Annotated in this window: 12 protein-coding genes; 3 read left to right on the top strand and 9 right to left on the bottom strand. The window is 50.7% G+C overall.

Going from position 1 to position 16,125, the window contains the following annotated elements; genetic code table 11:
* Positions 1–123 precede the first annotated feature (123 nt).
* From PDUR_RS11050 to PDUR_RS11040, 3 genes are all read right to left on the bottom strand, one after another.
* Positions 124–1,041 (bottom strand): glycosyltransferase family protein, encoded by a 918-nt coding sequence (locus tag PDUR_RS11050; RefSeq protein ID WP_042206314.1) that lies wholly within the window; start codon positions 1,039–1,041, stop codon positions 124–126.
* Between the two features lie 26 nt (positions 1,042–1,067).
* Positions 1,068–2,057 carry a hypothetical protein gene (locus PDUR_RS11045; protein WP_042206313.1) on the bottom strand — a complete coding sequence of 330 codons (990 nt, stop codon included), beginning with the start codon at positions 2,055–2,057 and terminating at the stop codon, positions 1,068–1,070.
* Between the two features lie 107 nt (positions 2,058–2,164).
* The gene (locus PDUR_RS11040) at positions 2,165–3,082 is read right to left on the bottom strand and encodes an NAD-dependent epimerase/dehydratase family protein (RefSeq protein WP_042206312.1); all 918 of its coding nucleotides are present in this window, start codon (positions 3,080–3,082) and stop codon (positions 2,165–2,167) included.
* Between the two features lie 199 nt (positions 3,083–3,281).
* On the opposite strand from PDUR_RS11040, the gene PDUR_RS11035 reads away from it, so the two are divergent.
* Entirely contained in the window at positions 3,282–3,653 is a 372-nt protein-coding gene (locus tag PDUR_RS11035; RefSeq protein ID WP_042206311.1) for an iron chaperone, read from the top strand.
* Between the two features lie 183 nt (positions 3,654–3,836).
* Here PDUR_RS11035 and PDUR_RS11030 read toward each other — a convergent pair whose 3' ends face one another.
* The 6 genes from PDUR_RS11030 to PDUR_RS11000 form a co-directional block, all read right to left on the bottom strand.
* On the bottom strand, positions 3,837–4,367 hold the full coding sequence (locus tag PDUR_RS11030; RefSeq protein ID WP_269079215.1) for a GerAB/ArcD/ProY family transporter: 531 nt from the start codon (positions 4,365–4,367) through the stop codon (positions 3,837–3,839).
* Between the two features lie 513 nt (positions 4,368–4,880).
* The gene (locus PDUR_RS11025; protein ID WP_042205200.1) at positions 4,881–5,681 is read right to left on the bottom strand and encodes an ExeA family protein; all 801 of its coding nucleotides are present in this window, start codon (positions 5,679–5,681) and stop codon (positions 4,881–4,883) included.
* Complete coding sequence (locus PDUR_RS11020; RefSeq protein ID WP_042205201.1) at positions 5,674–7,026, bottom strand: DDE-type integrase/transposase/recombinase; 1,353 nt, start codon at positions 7,024–7,026, stop codon at positions 5,674–5,676. The genes PDUR_RS11025 and PDUR_RS11020 overlap by 8 nt, the downstream gene beginning before the upstream one ends.
* A 40-nt stretch (positions 7,027–7,066) precedes the next feature.
* Complete coding sequence (locus PDUR_RS11015) at positions 7,067–7,603, bottom strand: DUF6431 domain-containing protein (RefSeq protein WP_052410173.1); 537 nt, start codon at positions 7,601–7,603, stop codon at positions 7,067–7,069.
* A gap of 606 nt (positions 7,604–8,209) precedes the next feature.
* Positions 8,210–9,061: a transposase gene (locus tag PDUR_RS11010; RefSeq protein WP_233277526.1), complete on the bottom strand. Its 852-nt coding sequence runs from the start codon at positions 9,059–9,061 to the stop codon at positions 8,210–8,212.
* A gap of 1,035 nt (positions 9,062–10,096) precedes the next feature.
* On the bottom strand, positions 10,097–12,796 hold the full coding sequence (locus PDUR_RS11000; RefSeq protein WP_042206309.1) for an adenosylcobalamin-dependent ribonucleoside-diphosphate reductase: 2,700 nt from the start codon (positions 12,794–12,796) through the stop codon (positions 10,097–10,099).
* 336 nt (positions 12,797–13,132) lie between these two features.
* On the opposite strand from PDUR_RS11000, the gene PDUR_RS10995 reads away from it, so the two are divergent.
* Together PDUR_RS10995 and PDUR_RS10990 are read left to right on the top strand one after the other, a co-directional pair.
* Positions 13,133–14,875, top strand: coding sequence for a DEAD/DEAH box helicase (locus tag PDUR_RS10995; RefSeq protein ID WP_042206308.1), 1,743 nt, complete (start codon positions 13,133–13,135; stop codon positions 14,873–14,875).
* A complete protein-coding gene (locus PDUR_RS10990) occupies positions 14,872–16,038 on the top strand; it encodes a YqhG family protein (protein ID WP_052410172.1) in 1,167 nt (388 codons plus the stop codon). Before PDUR_RS10995 ends, PDUR_RS10990 begins: the two co-directional genes overlap by 4 nt.
* Positions 16,039–16,125 lie beyond the last annotated feature (87 nt).

Genomic DNA, 16,125 nt, shown 5'->3' with positions numbered 1-16,125 from the left:
AATGCGTATTTCCACAAAAAAGAGCCCAGAGCGTCAATCGCTGTGGGCTGGTTGTTTATGGATGGAGAATTGTGATTTTTCATAAAATTATGATCGTTTATGTGTTCTGAAAAAGTCCAGACATCAGCAGCGATAGCTATTTCTCTCTTCCTCTGTAATAGGAGTGCCATCGATGTGATAGTCATAGCTCCAGGGGAGCTGGGAAAACTCCTCTTTACCCATAACCCACAGTTCTTCCTGAAAGAGCCGGATCAGCTCATACAGCGGATACGAATGATCGGGAAACCATATCCCCAAATGGTACGGCAGAGCCCTGTTTATTCCGGAATAGTGAAAACAGACGAATGAAAGGCCATCTTCAAACCAATACTGCCCTTCCCCGGCCGAAATGATCTTCCGTCTGGACTCGTGCAGATTCCAGTAAGCGACGTTGTACCCCGGGTGGTCCCATACCGTAACGTTAAAGTAAGCTGGCGCGAGATCGATCCATTTCTGATCACAATAATAGGGGGCTTGGTAATATCCATAGCTGTACAGCCGCTCTTTCCACCATTCCAGAAAATGCATGGTTTCCTCCGACCGCCGAAGCGCCATAAAGCCGGTGTTAAAGACGCCCACCCATAAATAGCTCCACGGATCTCCGCACGGCTCCAGCAGGTGAGGCGACAGCAGGATGTTCTGATGTTCCAGGTGAAACAGCAGATCGTCGAATGGAGCATAAGGGATGACGTCCGTATCCATGAATACGATGTTGAACTCATCCGGATACCGGTCAAACAGAAAATGGAGAAAAGCCGGTTTAATGGAGGTTACCGCCTCATAAAGCCGGTATTTTAGAATATTGGTTTCAAATTCGGGGATTCCCAAATCCTTGGCCAGAATGACTTCGTCGAACCATGGAACGTTAAGCGCTGCCGGATGCATCGACCTCTCCAAAAGACATATGACAACCCGGGCGTATGGCATTTGAACTTTTGTCCTTCTTGCCATCACTTTAGCCTCATGCAGATTGTCTGCACAGGTCACCGAGCAGATGATCATGGCGGGTCCTCCTCTTCATTCATTAATCAAAAATGACTTCCATTAGAAAGTGTGAAGGGATTAACTTCCATTGAACGGTATATTTTGGCCTCCCGGTAGCGTAATCGGGTCTCATCCGATATTTTCTCCCCGCTGTAGAAGAAGTCATAACTCCAGGAGGAAGGTGAATGCCAGGGAAGCAAAGCTTCCATCTCCTGCTTGTAGTTCTTCCACATTTGTGCATAAACCCAGTTGTCCGGAATGAAGGCGTTCATACAGCTGTCGAGCAGCCCGGCCGTATTGTTGAAGTTCACGCAGCGAAGCTGAGTCCAGTCGGTCAAAACATACTGATCTTCTACCCAGTAGAGTTCTCTGCAGTGTTCATGCAGGTTCCAGAATGCCAGGTTGTAGCCGGGATGACGAAGAATGCCTGTATGATAAAAAGTGCGAACGAAGTTCAGATAAGGCTGGTCGATATACAGCCCTTTCGGCTGTCCGTAAAAATCACCTGAAGTCATCTTCACCCACCAGTCTGCAAAATGACGGCCCCCGTCGCTGTTTCTAACGCCTACCAGTGCGCTGTTATAGGTCCCGTCCTGCAGCGTCCCGATTTCGCGGAAACAATCCCAAGGGGGCGAGGGCTCAAGATGGTGGGGAGTCAGCACCACATCATAGTAGGTAAGCATTCCCCATATTTCATTGAACGGCCTCATTACATACATCTCCGGATCAAGATAAACAATCTGCTCCTCCTCCGGGAAGGCTTTGAGCAGGTAAGCGGTCAGCTGAGCCTTCATCGCCGTAGCGCATTGGAGGGAGCCAAACTTGAATATATAACCGTCAAAGTCGTGGAATCCTATATAAGCCGAGATATCTTTGGCCGTAACAATCCAGTCGATATCCGGAAGCGGTTCTACCGGAAATTGCTCTACCAGGCAGACGACGACCGTTGTTAGAGGCATTACCCGCTTGACCGAAGCCGCCATCAGCCTGGCTTGTGGCAATCCCGAAGCGCCTACTACCGTTCCGATAATCATATTAGACGAGCCTCCTTGTTCTTTTCATTGCGAGATAATATATTCTATGAACAAGTGAGCTAATGGCTTGTGCAGATGAACAAATTCATCCGCTGATCTTTATATACCTAGATCCCCGTTGATTTGATCCATTCAGCAGTTAATTTTATACCTTCTTCAAAAGAGTATTCATGTTTAAAACCCAAATGTTTTATAGTTTCATCCATTGTAAACCATTCTTTCTTGTATACAAATCCATCTTCATTTCTTATTCCTAACCCTAATTGTGAGTCAGGAGAAACTACATTTTTAGCTGCTTCAATAAATTTATACAAAGGTTGCGGAGAAGGGCCTCCGATAAAATAGTATTTTTTTAAATCATTTTTTAATCCGATTTCAAACAAACACTTGATACAGTCATTAATATAAACGAAATCAAATAATTGCTCCGCTTTAGTATATTCGGGTAATTCTTTAAGTAATAATTTTTTGATTGTATAATTAATAATATTGGATGTTCGATCCCCAATCCCATATACACCAGGTAAAGTGCACCACGTGTAGGGAATGTTATTGTTATAGCAATATATGTCTAGCAAGGAGTGATAAAACTTCTTACTAATAGCATAAGTGAAATTCTCTGAAATTATATTATTTTTTATGGCTAGCTCTGCCATGAACTCTCCAATAGTACCTATTGCAATGAATCTTTTACATCCCATAAGCTTTGATTGCTTAGCACACTCCATGGAATTGGATACATTATCCACTTGAACCTTATAGTTTGCCCTTTCCGGTCCAGACGCACCCGTCCAAGCAAGATGATAAAACACATCAATATCTCTATCTGCTATCAAATATTCTAACTGCTCTGCATGATTAAGATCACAATAGATGATATTAATATTTTCATGTTTCATTATTGTATCAACATTAGAGAATTTGTTTTTGACTACAGCAAATATGGTTACCCCTTTTTTCGCAAGAAAGTTCGTTAATGAACTACCAATAAATCCATTTGCTCCTGTGATTATTACTTTATGCATTGAATTCACCCCCTAACATGTACGAATAAATTTGTCACACCATTAACGCATCCATATCCAGAATCTCTGCCATTAGTCTTTCACTCCTCCATTGAGAGATACTATATTCTATGAACACAAGTGAGTTAATGGCTTGTGCAGATGGACAGCTTCATCCGTTGATATATTTATAAAAATTTTTATTTTAGGAGGGAACAACATGGAAGTTTTTGCAGAATATTTAGCGCATATTGATAACCCGCAACATCGGGCCCGAACGGAAGAAGTTTTGGCTTGGGTAACTAAGAAATTTCCAAATTTAATGCCAAAAATTGCGTGGAATCAGCCTATGTTTACCGATCACGGCACATTTATTATTGGCTTTAGCGTAGCCAAACATCATTTGGCTGTTGCCCCTGAAAGGGCAGGGATTAATCATTTTTCTGATGAAATTGTGCAGGCTGGCTATGGTCACACCAAGGAGTTGGTACGTATCCAATGGGATAGTCCGGTTGATTTCTCATTACTTAAGAAAATGATCGAGTTTAATATTTGGGATAAGGCAGACTGTTCAACTTTTTGGCGGAAATAAAAAATAGGATTTCGGTTTTGAGCCAAAATAGAAATGGTTATTTATCTTTCCCCCTTTTCCTCCTTGCCCTGAACCAGCTGAATATCGACATAAGCAAAGCCATTGTTGAAAAGAAAATAAGCGTTACCCAAGGTTGGTGCATAATGGTCTGAGATTCCCATGGCCAATGAATCATGATCACGTTCAGCTCCTTTTGGTCAGCACCTTGCGGGCGCAAGTCACGAGTAACAGGATTGCAGGCAGCGCTAACAGCAGCAATATTTGAAACCTTGGATATATGTTCATGCCAACTTCAATATGCTCTTTCTGGCTTGAGGCCATTGTCATCCCTATAAATAAAATGCACAATGCCGCAGGCCAAATGATCATTCGATAGCTCTTGAGAAACAACAGCTGTTGAAAGCCTCTGGCAACTGCATAGAGGTAGATGGAGAATTTGAAAAACGAAGTGATACAAAAATACAGCACGCCAAGCGCATCAAGATTCGTAATAAAGTTTCCGATGTTAATTTGCCGAATAAGGATGTACAGCGGAAATATTGAACGCAAATAAATCCCTTCGCCAAAAACGGCTATGGCAAAGAGATTAAGCAGTAGGATACAGAACCCGGACAAAAGAACCGCGTATATGCTCGTCTTCATCACTTGCTCCGGCTTATTCAGACTTACCCAGAGCATGGCAAAAATAAGCGTCTCTCCAAACGACTGGGTTATCTTTTAAAAAAAGAACACGACAACATTAATTAGCATGCTGTCGTGTTCAAGGTGCGCGAATAATACTGTATTTATATGCAATAACATGAATAAAGGATTGATTAATGAATCAAATGAAACAATTTTATCAATTAAATTGAAACGTTTCTCATTTAAAATGAAAAATCACACAGTTTATGTGATATTCCATAAATAATTAGAATATGCCTTAAAAAAACAGCGAAAATCCTTCACTTTTATAACTGAAATAATTAGAATTAATGATACTAACAAGCAATAAAACTCATTTATAACAGAGTTCATTAGAAAAAATATTTTCTATAAATGAATAAATATTCATATTTTTGAATATATTTTGCAACCATGAGTGATTAAACATGTTTCAACTTATTGTATGTCGCTGCTCTAAATAAGGGTGTTACTGCTAACCCATAATGACCGGAGGTTGACGGTGTAAGCTGTCCTGCTATTGACGGCCATGCTGTCCGCAGTAGGATAGAAAAGCAGGGAGAATCATGACAATTCTCCCTGGATCACGCGCTTTACCATATGGTCGTCCACAATCCGGTGCTTGTTCTGTGCGCCGTAGATCAACGCGTGGGTACAGAGCTTGTTCACCAGCCGGGCGGCTCCGCTGGAAAAACGGTAGATTTCATCCATCGCCGCCTCCGTAAACAGTTCATGCTCGGCACCTGCTGCACTCAGATGCCTCTTCATATAGGCCCCCACTTCCGCCCGGTCCATATGCGGAAGATAACACTGCATATCAATTCGCTGGCGGATCGCCGCATAGGCTTGCAGCCCCAGCCGGTCCCACAGTTCGCTTTGCCCCACCAGAATCAGGGCCATCGGACTCTGTGAATCCATTTTCAGATTTAGTAGAAATCGCAGTTCCTCCAGCATCTCCCGGTCCAGCAGATGGGCTTCATCGACCACGACCACGGGCTGTAGCCGGTGAATCCCACGCATGAGTTCAATCTCCCGGTGTAACTGCCGTTTTGCATCCCCCCGGTAAAATTTCGACTCACAGCCGAGCTGCTCCAGCAGCCCTTTGTAGAAGTGGCGCGGGGTCAGTTTCGAATCGGACAGGTAGAGTAGCTTAAAGCGCGCCTCGTCCAGTTCCTTGGCTAACCGCCGGATCGTAGTCGTTTTCCCGGTCCCGCAGTCCCCTGTGAGCACGGCAAACCACTGGCGTTCCGCGACATAGGCCAGACGCCCGAGCATTTCTTCCTGCGACGCAGACGCATATAACTCGTCTACCGCAAGATCTCTGGAGAACGGAGCACGGTGCAACTCGTAGAAGGACTCAAACATGGCCATCCTCCGCCTGCACTCTGCGGTACGTCACCGCAGGTGCTTCCCGCTGTTTGCGCTGCTGGTGTCGCTGCTCTGCCGCCTCCAGCAGTCTCGACGTGTCGGTCATAGATGCGCCCAGGTGCTCCGGCAACGCCGGACGGGTTCCCGCCCGCTGACCGATTTCCATCTCGCGCACCCGCCACGGCGCTCGTCCCTCATACTCAATCGTCAGTTCCGTGGGGTCTGCCGGGTCATAAACCACCTCGACCGTACAGCCAATGACCGTCAGGCCCACTTCGTACTTTCGGTTCATGAAGCTAATGCAGCCCGACTTGTCGACCTTCCGCTTTTCACTATGCAAGAACGCGTCCGCCAAGGTATCCGGGTCCATGAACCGCAGCGCTTTCTTGTCACTCCGAAACGCCGTTTCCGGGCTTTGCTTGTCCGGCAGGGCGGAGTGGGGCTTGTGCTGGTAGCACTCCGAGAGCCATACCTCGAAGCGCTCATTCAACTGCTCGAGTGTCTTCGGCTTCTCCAAGGCGACTTCGCTCAGAAACGAATCGACGATTTGGTTAAACCGTTCGACCTTGCCTTTGGATTCAGGCGAGTAGGGCTTCGCATAGAGCAGCCGGGTTCCGAGCTTGGAACATATCCGGGTCATGGCTTGGGTACGGTACTGCTTGCCGTTGTCAAAATAGACCGCTTCTGGTACCCCATACTTCTGGATCGCTTGGCGAAACGCCGATTCGACCAGCCGCTGGTCCATGACCGGCACAAACTCCCCATGCAGAATAAACCTTGTAGCGTCGTCAATGAACACGACCAGATACACCTGTTTCATCGTCCCGCTTTCGCCAAGGGGCAAATACGGTCCGTATTTGAGGTCTGACTGCCACAGCTGGTTCCGGTGGCGCTGCTGGAAGCGTCTGGCGGCAACCCCGGATTCGGCGTACATCCGCAGATGGCGCGAGCTGTAGCCACAGGCAGTCAGTCTCTCCTGCAGGGTACTACGCTTAATTTGGCCCGGCGAAATCCGCCCTTCCCATTCTAAAATCTGAATGAGCTGTGCGACGCTGCGGCCGGGGACCTCCCGGCGCAAAAGAATCGCTTGCTCGAGCACGGCGGTAGGAAGAATCTCTTCGGAGGGCTGCCGCCCTTTGCCTTTGGGCTTCAGGCCGGTAAATCCTTCGCTCCGGTAACTCGCCAAATACCGGCGCAAGGTACGTTCGGAGAGTCCGGTTTGCTTACAAATCTGCGCTTTCATCTCCCGGGCTTTGGCCGGGTCCAGCCCTTCGGCAAGCAGGGGAGCGAGAAGCTGCATCCGCTCTGCGGCGAGGGCTTCGGCTTTCTTTTGGTCTTTCATGGGTCGGTAAACTCCTTCCTGAAATGAACTCAAGGAGAGTCTACCGTAGAGCCGGGGCGGACAGATAGGCAAAACGGGTATGTACCCACAAATGAGCGTTTGCGACGGGGCGGACAAGTCTGGCCAGCCAGCCGGGTCCTTGCTGACGAAAGGCGGGGGCGGAGGTCATACGCAGGTGATCCGAAGCTTCGGGGGACCCGGGAGCGAGGCCGGACATCCGAGCCTCCAGCGCCTGCAGAACGAGGATGAAGTAGATAGAGAGCACGCGAAACCAGACCTTCCAACGCCGTAACGTAGAGGTTTCCGCGCAGGCGGTCACGGACGCCTCCGGCTCCGTGACCGCCTGTTCGATACAACGGGAATCGTACCGTTTATAGGGAATGAGTAGATCCGGGAGCTCATGGTGAATCCTGCGGCATCCCGCACACCGGAGTCTGCGAATCACCAGTTGGCGCAGCTCACCACCCCCACCCCGGACCTTCCGCTCCCGGCTACCGATAATCTCTAGGTTCTCTGTGCAGCACGGGCAGGGCACCTCCTCCGCACCCCTGACGAAAAACACCAGGGATCTTTTCAACCAGCGCATACTCTGTTACAATGACCATGTCTAATGATGAAGGATATTTCCGGTGCGGCCTGTGCTAGCAGGCATACACGCGATGGAAGTATCCTTTTTCCTTTGCTAGAATACGGTCATTATATCTGGCAACTTCCGGACAGGCAATCCCGCCAGCTTCGCGGCGTTATGCTTTAGCAGAAACACCTAAGGCATCATCAACGAGCACCACAAACTCGCCGCAGCGTAGAATATGTTCATTCCAACTTCGGCGTCCCGTCGTTCGTCGGTGCTTCGTTTTGGTTTGACGAAAAAAACGTTCATGGTCGTTATTCGTACGGGGGACCCAAGGGGCATCGTAGCAGGTGAAAAGCCCTTTCCAGAAGCCCTTCGTGTAGCTCTCAAAATTGGAAAGAAGGACGTCGTCTCCCTTATGGGTACAGGTTTTCTGCATCCAGGACCGTAAGCACTGCATCCCAAAGCGTACGGTTTCGCTACGCTGGTCTGCCCCCACCACTGCAGGGATAAGCAGTCGTGCGGTTTCTTGAATCGGAATCTGCCAACGCTTCACCGCGTGGTACTGCGAAGTGAACTCGGGGAGTTTGCGGTAAAGACGAAGGACCTTGTTCAGGGTCGAGGCCCCCCTTTTTTAGCTACACTTTGTTCGAGTGAAGCTTTCACGGCCTGAGCTCCTTCATAAATCCTTACACCGGGTAAATCTAACGGCGGATTACCGTCCTCTAGTAGTAGCGAGCGAGTAGCGGCAAGATAGTCACGAGTGACTTCGCCCTCTACGGAGTCATCGTCCTGGACTTGCTTTTCAATCTCCCGCAGCCCCCGCAAGCTCTTCTTGAGTGAGTCCGGTTTTGAGTTTGCGGTCCAGATCGACGACGGTTTAGCAATATCTTTAAGATAGTGGTATTGGCAGTATTGGTATGGCGTATCCGGCCACGTTTCCTCCATGGCCAAACGAATAGATTTCTGACCGTCGCTAACCAGACCAATGACCGGATGCCCGAGGTCTTTCAAGGGTTTCAGGAGCGCCATAAGTTCCGTTTTCGATCCGCTTTTCAGATTCTTTGCGGCCAAAATCCGACCGCTAAACCCTTCACGGACCACATAAAGGGTTTCATTCCCTTTCTCCGGCTGGACACCGTCCATGGAGAGAAGAAGACCTTTGTATGTCTCTACAACAGACGTTAAATCCTTTTTTACGTCAGGGGTCAGAGAAGCACGAAGTAAGGTGAGATACCATTCGTACAGACGCATGGCATGACGTTCCGAGGTCGGAATTCCTCGCTCTTTTAAGGCTTCAGAGATTTCGGTAACCGTCCTATGCTGCTTGAAACGCATGACGCCTACAAGGGCCAACACGTCGTAGGCGTACGAAGTATATTTTAAACAGAGCGCATCGGCCTCTGCCGAGGTGAAATATCGTTCCGGTTTCCCGCAAGCTGCATTCGGACAGTGGTATGCCATATTCCAGGCCTCCAGAATTCCGTTCAGAGTCGCTACAATTTTATGCGAAGCGGTATGGTGCCTTTTCAGTTTCGTCCCACAGTCAGGACAATGTGTAAGTTCCGGTCGAAAATAAACTCGTTTCTCGGGTGTCAGTCGATTTTTAGGTAAGCCCCTGTTAGGTTTCATGATGATCCCTCCAGAACTTGTCTTACCCTCTATTACCCATTTTCTGGAGTGTTAGCTTTTTAATCAACGGTAGAAAAAAAAGCAAACCGACTCCCATAAGAATCCATGAACATTCTAGTTGGAGCACGCCTCTCACCGAGCCAACAATCGAAGCTAAAATACCTATTAAGGCAGTTCCCAAATAAAACCAGTTTCTTTTAGTTAGCCAAATCGTTCCTTCACTTAGCTCTCGTTTGTAAAACTTCAACAAATCGTTTTCAAGCATAAAAAACTTAACAGATATTGAACTCATACTTTTTCCCCGCTTCCTATTTTTACAATATTTACGATAAACGAAATTCTAAAGTTTCGTAAATATCTGTTAGAGATAACGAAAAAAAATTCTCCACGATCCACCAGCAACAATATACGGAGCTTATTTATGATTATATTTAATTTTCAACATACCTTTATAAAAGAACTGTAAAGAGATTATGTTGCAGGATTTTCGTATTCATTACTCCGGTAATCTACTGCAATATATTTCGTAAAACGTACAAACCATCACTGAGGTCATTGGGGTTTTATTAAATCGATGCCAGAATGTTTATTACACGTAAAAAGTCCCGATAAAGAAACTACCTTATCGGGACTTTTTGCATAGTTTTCTAAATTAAAACGCTTGGCTGAATCCGATACGAAAGCAGATCCGCTATTATTGATGCATGTAAATAATTAAAAATACATCACTGAATTTTCATTCAATATGATGAATATTAAATGAATTTTCATTTTTAATGAGTCATTTTTATCATCATTTGTGGCCGTTTTTGCAGCTTTCGTGATCCATCACACATTTGTTTAAAACCGTCTACTCTTCAAATCCCCTTACCCGCACCGGCTGTACCCGCAGTTCCCGCAGGTCTTGCAGCCCTCGATGTTAATCAGCGAGGCGGTGCCGCAGGACGGGCACAGGTCGCGGGAAGCGGATGACGAATGGCTGTGCCCATGTCCGCCGTGGCCGTGGTCGGCCTCAGCCGCCGGGGCTGCCGGAGCGCCGCCGGCCTTAAGCTCCGCGTTCAGCGCGCTCTCGAAATCCTCGAGCGCGAGCGTTGCGGCGATCGGCGCGGGAGCGTGGTCCTCATGTGCGCTTTGCTGCACATGGGTTTCCAGCGCCTTCGCCACCGCGTCGGCGATGGACTCGACGCGGTTCGCGCCGAAGCCGATGGCGCCGGAGCCGCCGATGCCTTTGAGATGCTTGATCAGCAGCTCAACCTTCTCGCCGTGGTCTCCGTAGCGAAGGAACAGGGAGCAGACGCGGCCCAGCGCTTCCGCCATTGCGAACACGTCGGAACCGGCCTTGCCGACATTCAGGAAGATTTCGGCCGGCGTGCCGTCCAGATCGTTAATCGTAATGTATGCCATGCCGAACGGCGTGTTGATCTTATAGGTCGCGCCGCGCAGCACCTGCGGGCGTTTCTTGTACTGCTTGTCGACAACTTTGCCGCTTGACGCCAAGCCGGAATCAGAGGATACGCTGCTGATCGAAGCCGCGGGCGCAGTAGAAACCTGAGCGGCACCAACCGGTGCGGCTTCTGCCGCTTCGGCACTCGGAGACGCCGTCTCCTTCAGCGGAGCGTCTTTCTTGTCTTCCTTCTTCTCCGTTTGCAATACCTGTACATCCCGGCTGCCGTCGCGGTAGATGGTGACGCCTTTGCATCCAAGGTCAAAAGCCAGTTCGTACAGCTCTTTCGTTTCTTCGACCGTAAAGTCATTCGGGCAGTTCGCCGTCTTGGAAATGGAGCTGTCCACCCAGCGCTGGATAGCCGCCTGCACTCGGATGTGATCCTTGGCGGACAGGTCCATGGAGGTTACGAAGTAGTCCGGCAGCTCTTCGCCCGGATGAGCCTCCAGATACTCCTCTGCAATCGGCACGAACTGCTCGTCGAAGCCGAGGCGGCTTTGACGGAAATATTTGAAGGCAAAGTACGGCTCGATGCCGGTTGATGTGCCGACCATCGTGCCCGTGCTGCCTGTCGGCGCTTGGGTAATGACTGTAACGTTGCGCATCCCCTGCTTGGCGATGGCCTCGCCGACTTCGGGGTACACCTCGGTCATATTTTTCATAAAGCCGCTCAGCAGGTATTTCTCAGCGTCGAACGCCTGGAAAGAACCTTTCTCTGCCGCGATTTCGGCGGAGGACAGATAAGCTTCGCGGGCCATGAATCCGTACAGCTTGTCCAGGAACGCCAGCGAATCCGGGCTGCCGTAACGGATGTTCAGCTTGATCATCAGCTCAGCCAGACCCATCGTTCCGAGGCCTACACGGCGTTCTTTTTTCTGGTTGGCTTCGTTCTCCGGGAAATGGTACGGTGTCTTGTCGATCACGTTGTCCAGGAAGCGCACTGAGTAGCGGGTTGTTGTTGCCAGCTCGTCCCAGGCCACATCATGCTTCTCCTCGTCATAGAACTTGGAGAGGTTGATCGCGGACAGGTTGCAGACGCCCCAGCCAGGCAGCCCTTGCTCGCCGCACGGATTCGTGCAGATAATCGGATTGAAGTACCAGCTGTTGGACATCTGATTATAGTACTCCATGAAGACAACGCCTGGCTCAGCCGATTTCCATGCGGATTCGATGATGGTATGCCAGATATCCCGCGCTTTTACAGTACGGTAATGATTGACCTTGCGGCCTGCAGCCTTCCATTTATCGAGGTCGCCGTCCCAGACTTCATTGTAATCGGGCTCTGTCGTATCCGGGAATACGAGATCCCAGTCGAGATCTTCTTTGACTGCCTTCATAAAGCCGTTGCTGACGCATACCGACAGGTTGGCGTTCGTCACTTGACCCATCGTCTGCTTGACAGTAATGAAATCGGCGACGTCCGGGTGCCAGTCGTTGATCATCAGCATCAGCGCACCGCGGCGGCTTCCGCCCTGCTCGATCAATCCCGTCGTGTAGCTGAACAGTCCGCCCCAGGATACCGCCCCGCTGGAAGAACCGTTAACGCCCTTGACGACGGCGCGGCGCGGACGCAGCGAAGACAGGTTGATGCCGACGCCGCCGCCGCGTGCCATAATTTCCGTCATTTCGGACAAGGTCTCCATTATGCCGCCCCGGCTGTCTTTAGGCGAAGGCACAACATAGCAGTTGAACAGCGTCAGCTCGTCGCTCGCTCCGGCTCCGGCTGCGATCCGGCCTCCGGGAACAAGCTTCCAGTCATCCAGAATGCTGCGGAATTTATCCGTCCATTCGCGCTGCAGCTCCGGCGTCTTCTCTACGGATGCCATGGCTCCGGCCAGGCGGTCCCACATTTCTTCCGGTGTTTTTTCTATATTAAGCGTCAGCTTCTCCACCTCGGACTTCACCAGCTCGCCGCTGCGTGTCTTAACCGTTACGATCCGGCCGCTGCGCTCTACGATTTCCCCGACTTCCTTGGTAGGAAATTTGGGGTCGTCTTTGGTCAGGACAAGCACCACGTCTCCCACCTTGGCATTGTTTGTGTCGGCGTCTTTCCAGGCATAGCGGTCCAAAAAGATTTTCTCGCTGAGCCCCTCCAGCCGCTGCTTGCGCTCTACTGTACTCAATTTAAACAACCTCCCGAAATTATGATTACTACTCCGATCTCTGTGTAGGCGGGTCTTCTCCGATTAAAACGGCTTTCACCGCATTTGTCACAATATATTGTGTGAATTAGCCTTTAAACTATACCATATATTGTGGAAAGAGTCTTTGGCGAAATATCGCGGCCCACGCTGAAAAATCACGGCAACAGCCCGCATTTCCTCTTTGTTTCTCCTGTTTTTAGAGACTGGCTCCAAAAATAGCAGTTATGAAATCTCTCTTTTACGCGCATACTACTTATACATTTCACTATGTAAACATAAACGTAAACATTAGGCCCGCAGGAGGAGACAGCTCTCATGACTCACGTACCCCGCAACAACCCGGAGCAAGAACAAGGGCAGGATATCGTTCTTCCCGTGCCTATCTCCTTCGAACGTGAATGGTTGAAAGACCTGGAATCCCGATTGGACAAAGGCGGCCCCTGGGGCGACTGGAGGCTGTCACGGCTGGCGATGGAAGGCGAGGCTTCCGGCCTGGTGGAAAGCTTCGAGGAGCTGCAGTGCATGAAGCATCTGGCAACGCTGTCTCCTCTGCCCCATCAGCTCGATACGGCGCGCAAGGTGCTGTTCGAAATGTCGGGCCGTGCGATTCTGGCGGACGAGGTCGGCCTTGGTAAGACGATTGAAGCGGGCCTTGTGCTGAAGGAATATCTTGTGCGCGGGCTTGTCTCCAAGGTACTGATTCTCGTTCCCGCTTCGCTCGTGCTCCAGTGGGTCCGGGAGCTGAATACGAAGTTCGGCATTTCTGCCGTGGCGCAAAAGAAGGCGTACTCCTGGGATAACGACATCGTCGTTGCATCCATGGATACGGCCAAGCGCGATCCCCACAAGGAGCTTCTGATCTCCAGAGAATACGACATGCTCATTATCGACGAAGCCCATAAGCTGAAGAACAAGAAGACGACCAACTACCAATTCGTTCAGGAGCTCCGCAAAAAATACTGCCTGCTGCTGACCGCCACTCCGGTGCAGAACGACCTCGGCGAGTTGTTCAATCTCATTACGCTGCTGAAGCCGGGCCAGCTCGGGAATCAGGGCGATTTTGCGGCTAATTTCGTCGTCGACAAGCGCGTGGCCAAGAACGAAGACCAGCTTCGGGGCGAGCTGTCCAAAGTGATGATCCGCAACCGCAGGGGCGAAGGACCGGTCACTTTTACGAAGCGGAAGGTCAGCAATGTGCCCCTCACACTATCACCCGAAGAACAAACATTATATGACGGGGTCACCGCCTTTGTCAAAGATCAGTATCAGGAATCGGGCGGGAATTTAAGCAGTATGCTGTCGCTCGTCACGTTGCAGCGGGAGGTGTGCAGCAGCCGTGACGCGGTGTTTGTAACTCTGGTTAATCTGACGAAAAAGCTGCCCGAGGACTCGCCCCGCCGGGAACGGATGATCGAGCTCCTCCAGCTGATCCGGACGGTAAAAGAGAATACGAAGGCGGAGAAAACCATTTCCCTCATTAAAGAAATGAACGAAAAAGTAATCGTCTTCACCGAATACCGGGCGACCCAGGAGTATTTGCTTCAATACTTTCGCGATCACGGCATCCATTCCGTCCCTTATTCCGGCGGCATGAACCGCGGTAAAAAAGACTGGATGATGGACCTGTTCCGCGGACGCGCCCAGGTGATGATTGCCACCGAAGCTGGAGGCGAGGGTATCAATCTGCAGTTCTGCCACCATATGATCAACTTTGATCTTCCCTGGAACCCGATGCGGGTCGAGCAGCGGATCGGCCGGGTGCACCGGCTGGGCCAGCAGAACGATGTCATCATCCACAACCTCTCCACCACCGGTACGATTGAGGAGCATATCCTGCATCTGCTGCATGAAAAAATCAATCTGTTCGAGACCGTAATCGGCGGGCTGGACACGATTTTGGAACGGTTCGAGAAAAAGGAGTCGCTGGAAAAAAGCCTGTACAAAATTATGCTGGAGGCCGAAAGCGACGAAGAAATCCGCAGCAAAGTAGGGCAGCTCGGCCAGACGCTGGCCGAGCTGAAGGATGGAATCCTCAGTGAAAGCGAGGCCGCGCCATGACCATGACCCCCCGGCAGGTGCAGAAGCATGTAATGGATTATCTGGAAGCGACGGAATGCCAGATCATTGAAAAATCGCCGGTTCATGTCACCGTAAAGCTCTCCCCCCGCGCCGATCAAATGCTGACTGACCGGCCTTACTACTGGGGGTTCGTCGAGCGAACCGGCGCGGAGCCGCAGACGCTGTCCTTTACCTTCGTGTTTGACCCGGAGAAGTATGATGCGGCGGCGAGTGTCCCCACGCCAAGGGGCGGCGCCGGGTTAATTGCAGCCGGGGGAAACAACGTGGCAGTCGGCTACGGCGCGCCGGCAAGTCCGCCTCCTTGGGGCGGAGGAGCGGCAGCAAGCCAAGGGCCGAACGACGCGAAAGGCCCTGGCGCCCGCCCGCCCGGGGGAAATCCCGGACCGGACGCTGGGAGCAATCCGGGAGCGAACGCCGGGGGCGCCGCTGGCGGACCCATCAGCGCTGCCGGGAACGCGGCTGCGAACAACGGGCCGAATGACGGCATCCTTGCCCGTTACTTCGGGGTAACGCCGATGCTGCCGCGTCTAGGCCCCGGGCTGATCCGCCGTGAGGATATCACGTTCGGCAGCAGACGGCTGCGCCAGATTTGGTCCGCGGCGCAGACCGAGGGGAAATGTCTGCATCTGTTTGAGGCTCCGGGAAATCTCCAGCGGATGACCCTTTTCTCTGCCGCATACGAGCCATGGCTCGCCGTCTGCTTCAAGGTGGAGCTTAGCTGCGATTTGAGACGAGAGGAGCTGCATTTCACCGGCGTATCGCTGCTAACCGGAGAAGTTAGGGAGAACTTCAGCTCTATTCTGGACTCCCTTGAGCTGACTCCGCGCCTGCCGGAGAATGTCCACATCCAGCCTTATGAAATCTCCCTGGCTTCGGGAGCCGGCCTGCTTGAACGCCATATCCTCTCTAAGCTTTCCGGTCAGGATTACAGCTGGGCTGAGGCTGCGCGGCGGCGTCTGCAAGAAGAGCTTGAGATTATAGACGCTTATTATGAAGAGCTTCTGAAGGAACCCGATGAAGAAAAGCGGTTTGCTACCCAAGAACAGCATGCCAGCCGCCGCAAAGAAACCATTTGGCAGTATGAACCGAACATTTCCGTATCGCCGGTCGTCTACGGCCTGTTTCACCTCCGCAGGCAGTAGAAAGCGACCCGGCTCGCTAAAAGCGGCCAAAAAAAGCGGAATCCGCCTTGAATGAGCCCGACAGCTTGCAACAACCTTTTCAGCGCT

The organism is Paenibacillus durus (assembly GCF_000756615.1).
Taxonomy (GTDB): Bacteria; Bacillota; Bacilli; order Paenibacillales; family Paenibacillaceae; genus Paenibacillus_AQ; species Paenibacillus_AQ durus.
The sequence above is the reverse complement of the archived record's forward strand: the minus strand, read 5'-3'. Positions and strand labels throughout refer to the sequence as shown.

Bases quoted from the DNA above. Each gene is read 5' to 3' on its own strand.
- PDUR_RS11020 (WP_042205201.1), bottom strand. From the start codon at position 7,026: ATGAAAGACCAAAAGAAAGCCGAAGCCCTCGCCGCAGAGCGGATGCAG.
- PDUR_RS11050 (WP_042206314.1), bottom strand. From the start codon at position 1,041: ATGATCATCTGCTCGGTGACCTGTGCAGACAATCTGCATGAGGCTAAA.
- PDUR_RS11045 (WP_042206313.1), bottom strand. From the start codon at position 2,057: ATGATTATCGGAACGGTAGTAGGCGCTTCGGGATTGCCACAAGCCAGG.
- PDUR_RS10990 (WP_052410172.1), top strand. From the start codon at position 14,872: ATGACCATGACCCCCCGGCAGGTGCAGAAGCATGTAATGGATTATCTG.
- PDUR_RS11040 (WP_042206312.1), bottom strand. From the start codon at position 3,082: ATGCATAAAGTAATAATCACAGGAGCAAATGGATTTATTGGTAGTTCA.
- PDUR_RS11025 (WP_042205200.1), bottom strand. From the start codon at position 5,681: ATGTTTGAGTCCTTCTACGAGTTGCACCGTGCTCCGTTCTCCAGAGAT.
- PDUR_RS11010 (WP_233277526.1), bottom strand. From the start codon at position 9,061: ATGGCATACCACTGTCCGAATGCAGCTTGCGGGAAACCGGAACGATAT.
- PDUR_RS11035 (WP_042206311.1), top strand. From the start codon at position 3,282: ATGGAAGTTTTTGCAGAATATTTAGCGCATATTGATAACCCGCAACAT.
- PDUR_RS10995 (WP_042206308.1), top strand. From the start codon at position 13,133: ATGACTCACGTACCCCGCAACAACCCGGAGCAAGAACAAGGGCAGGAT.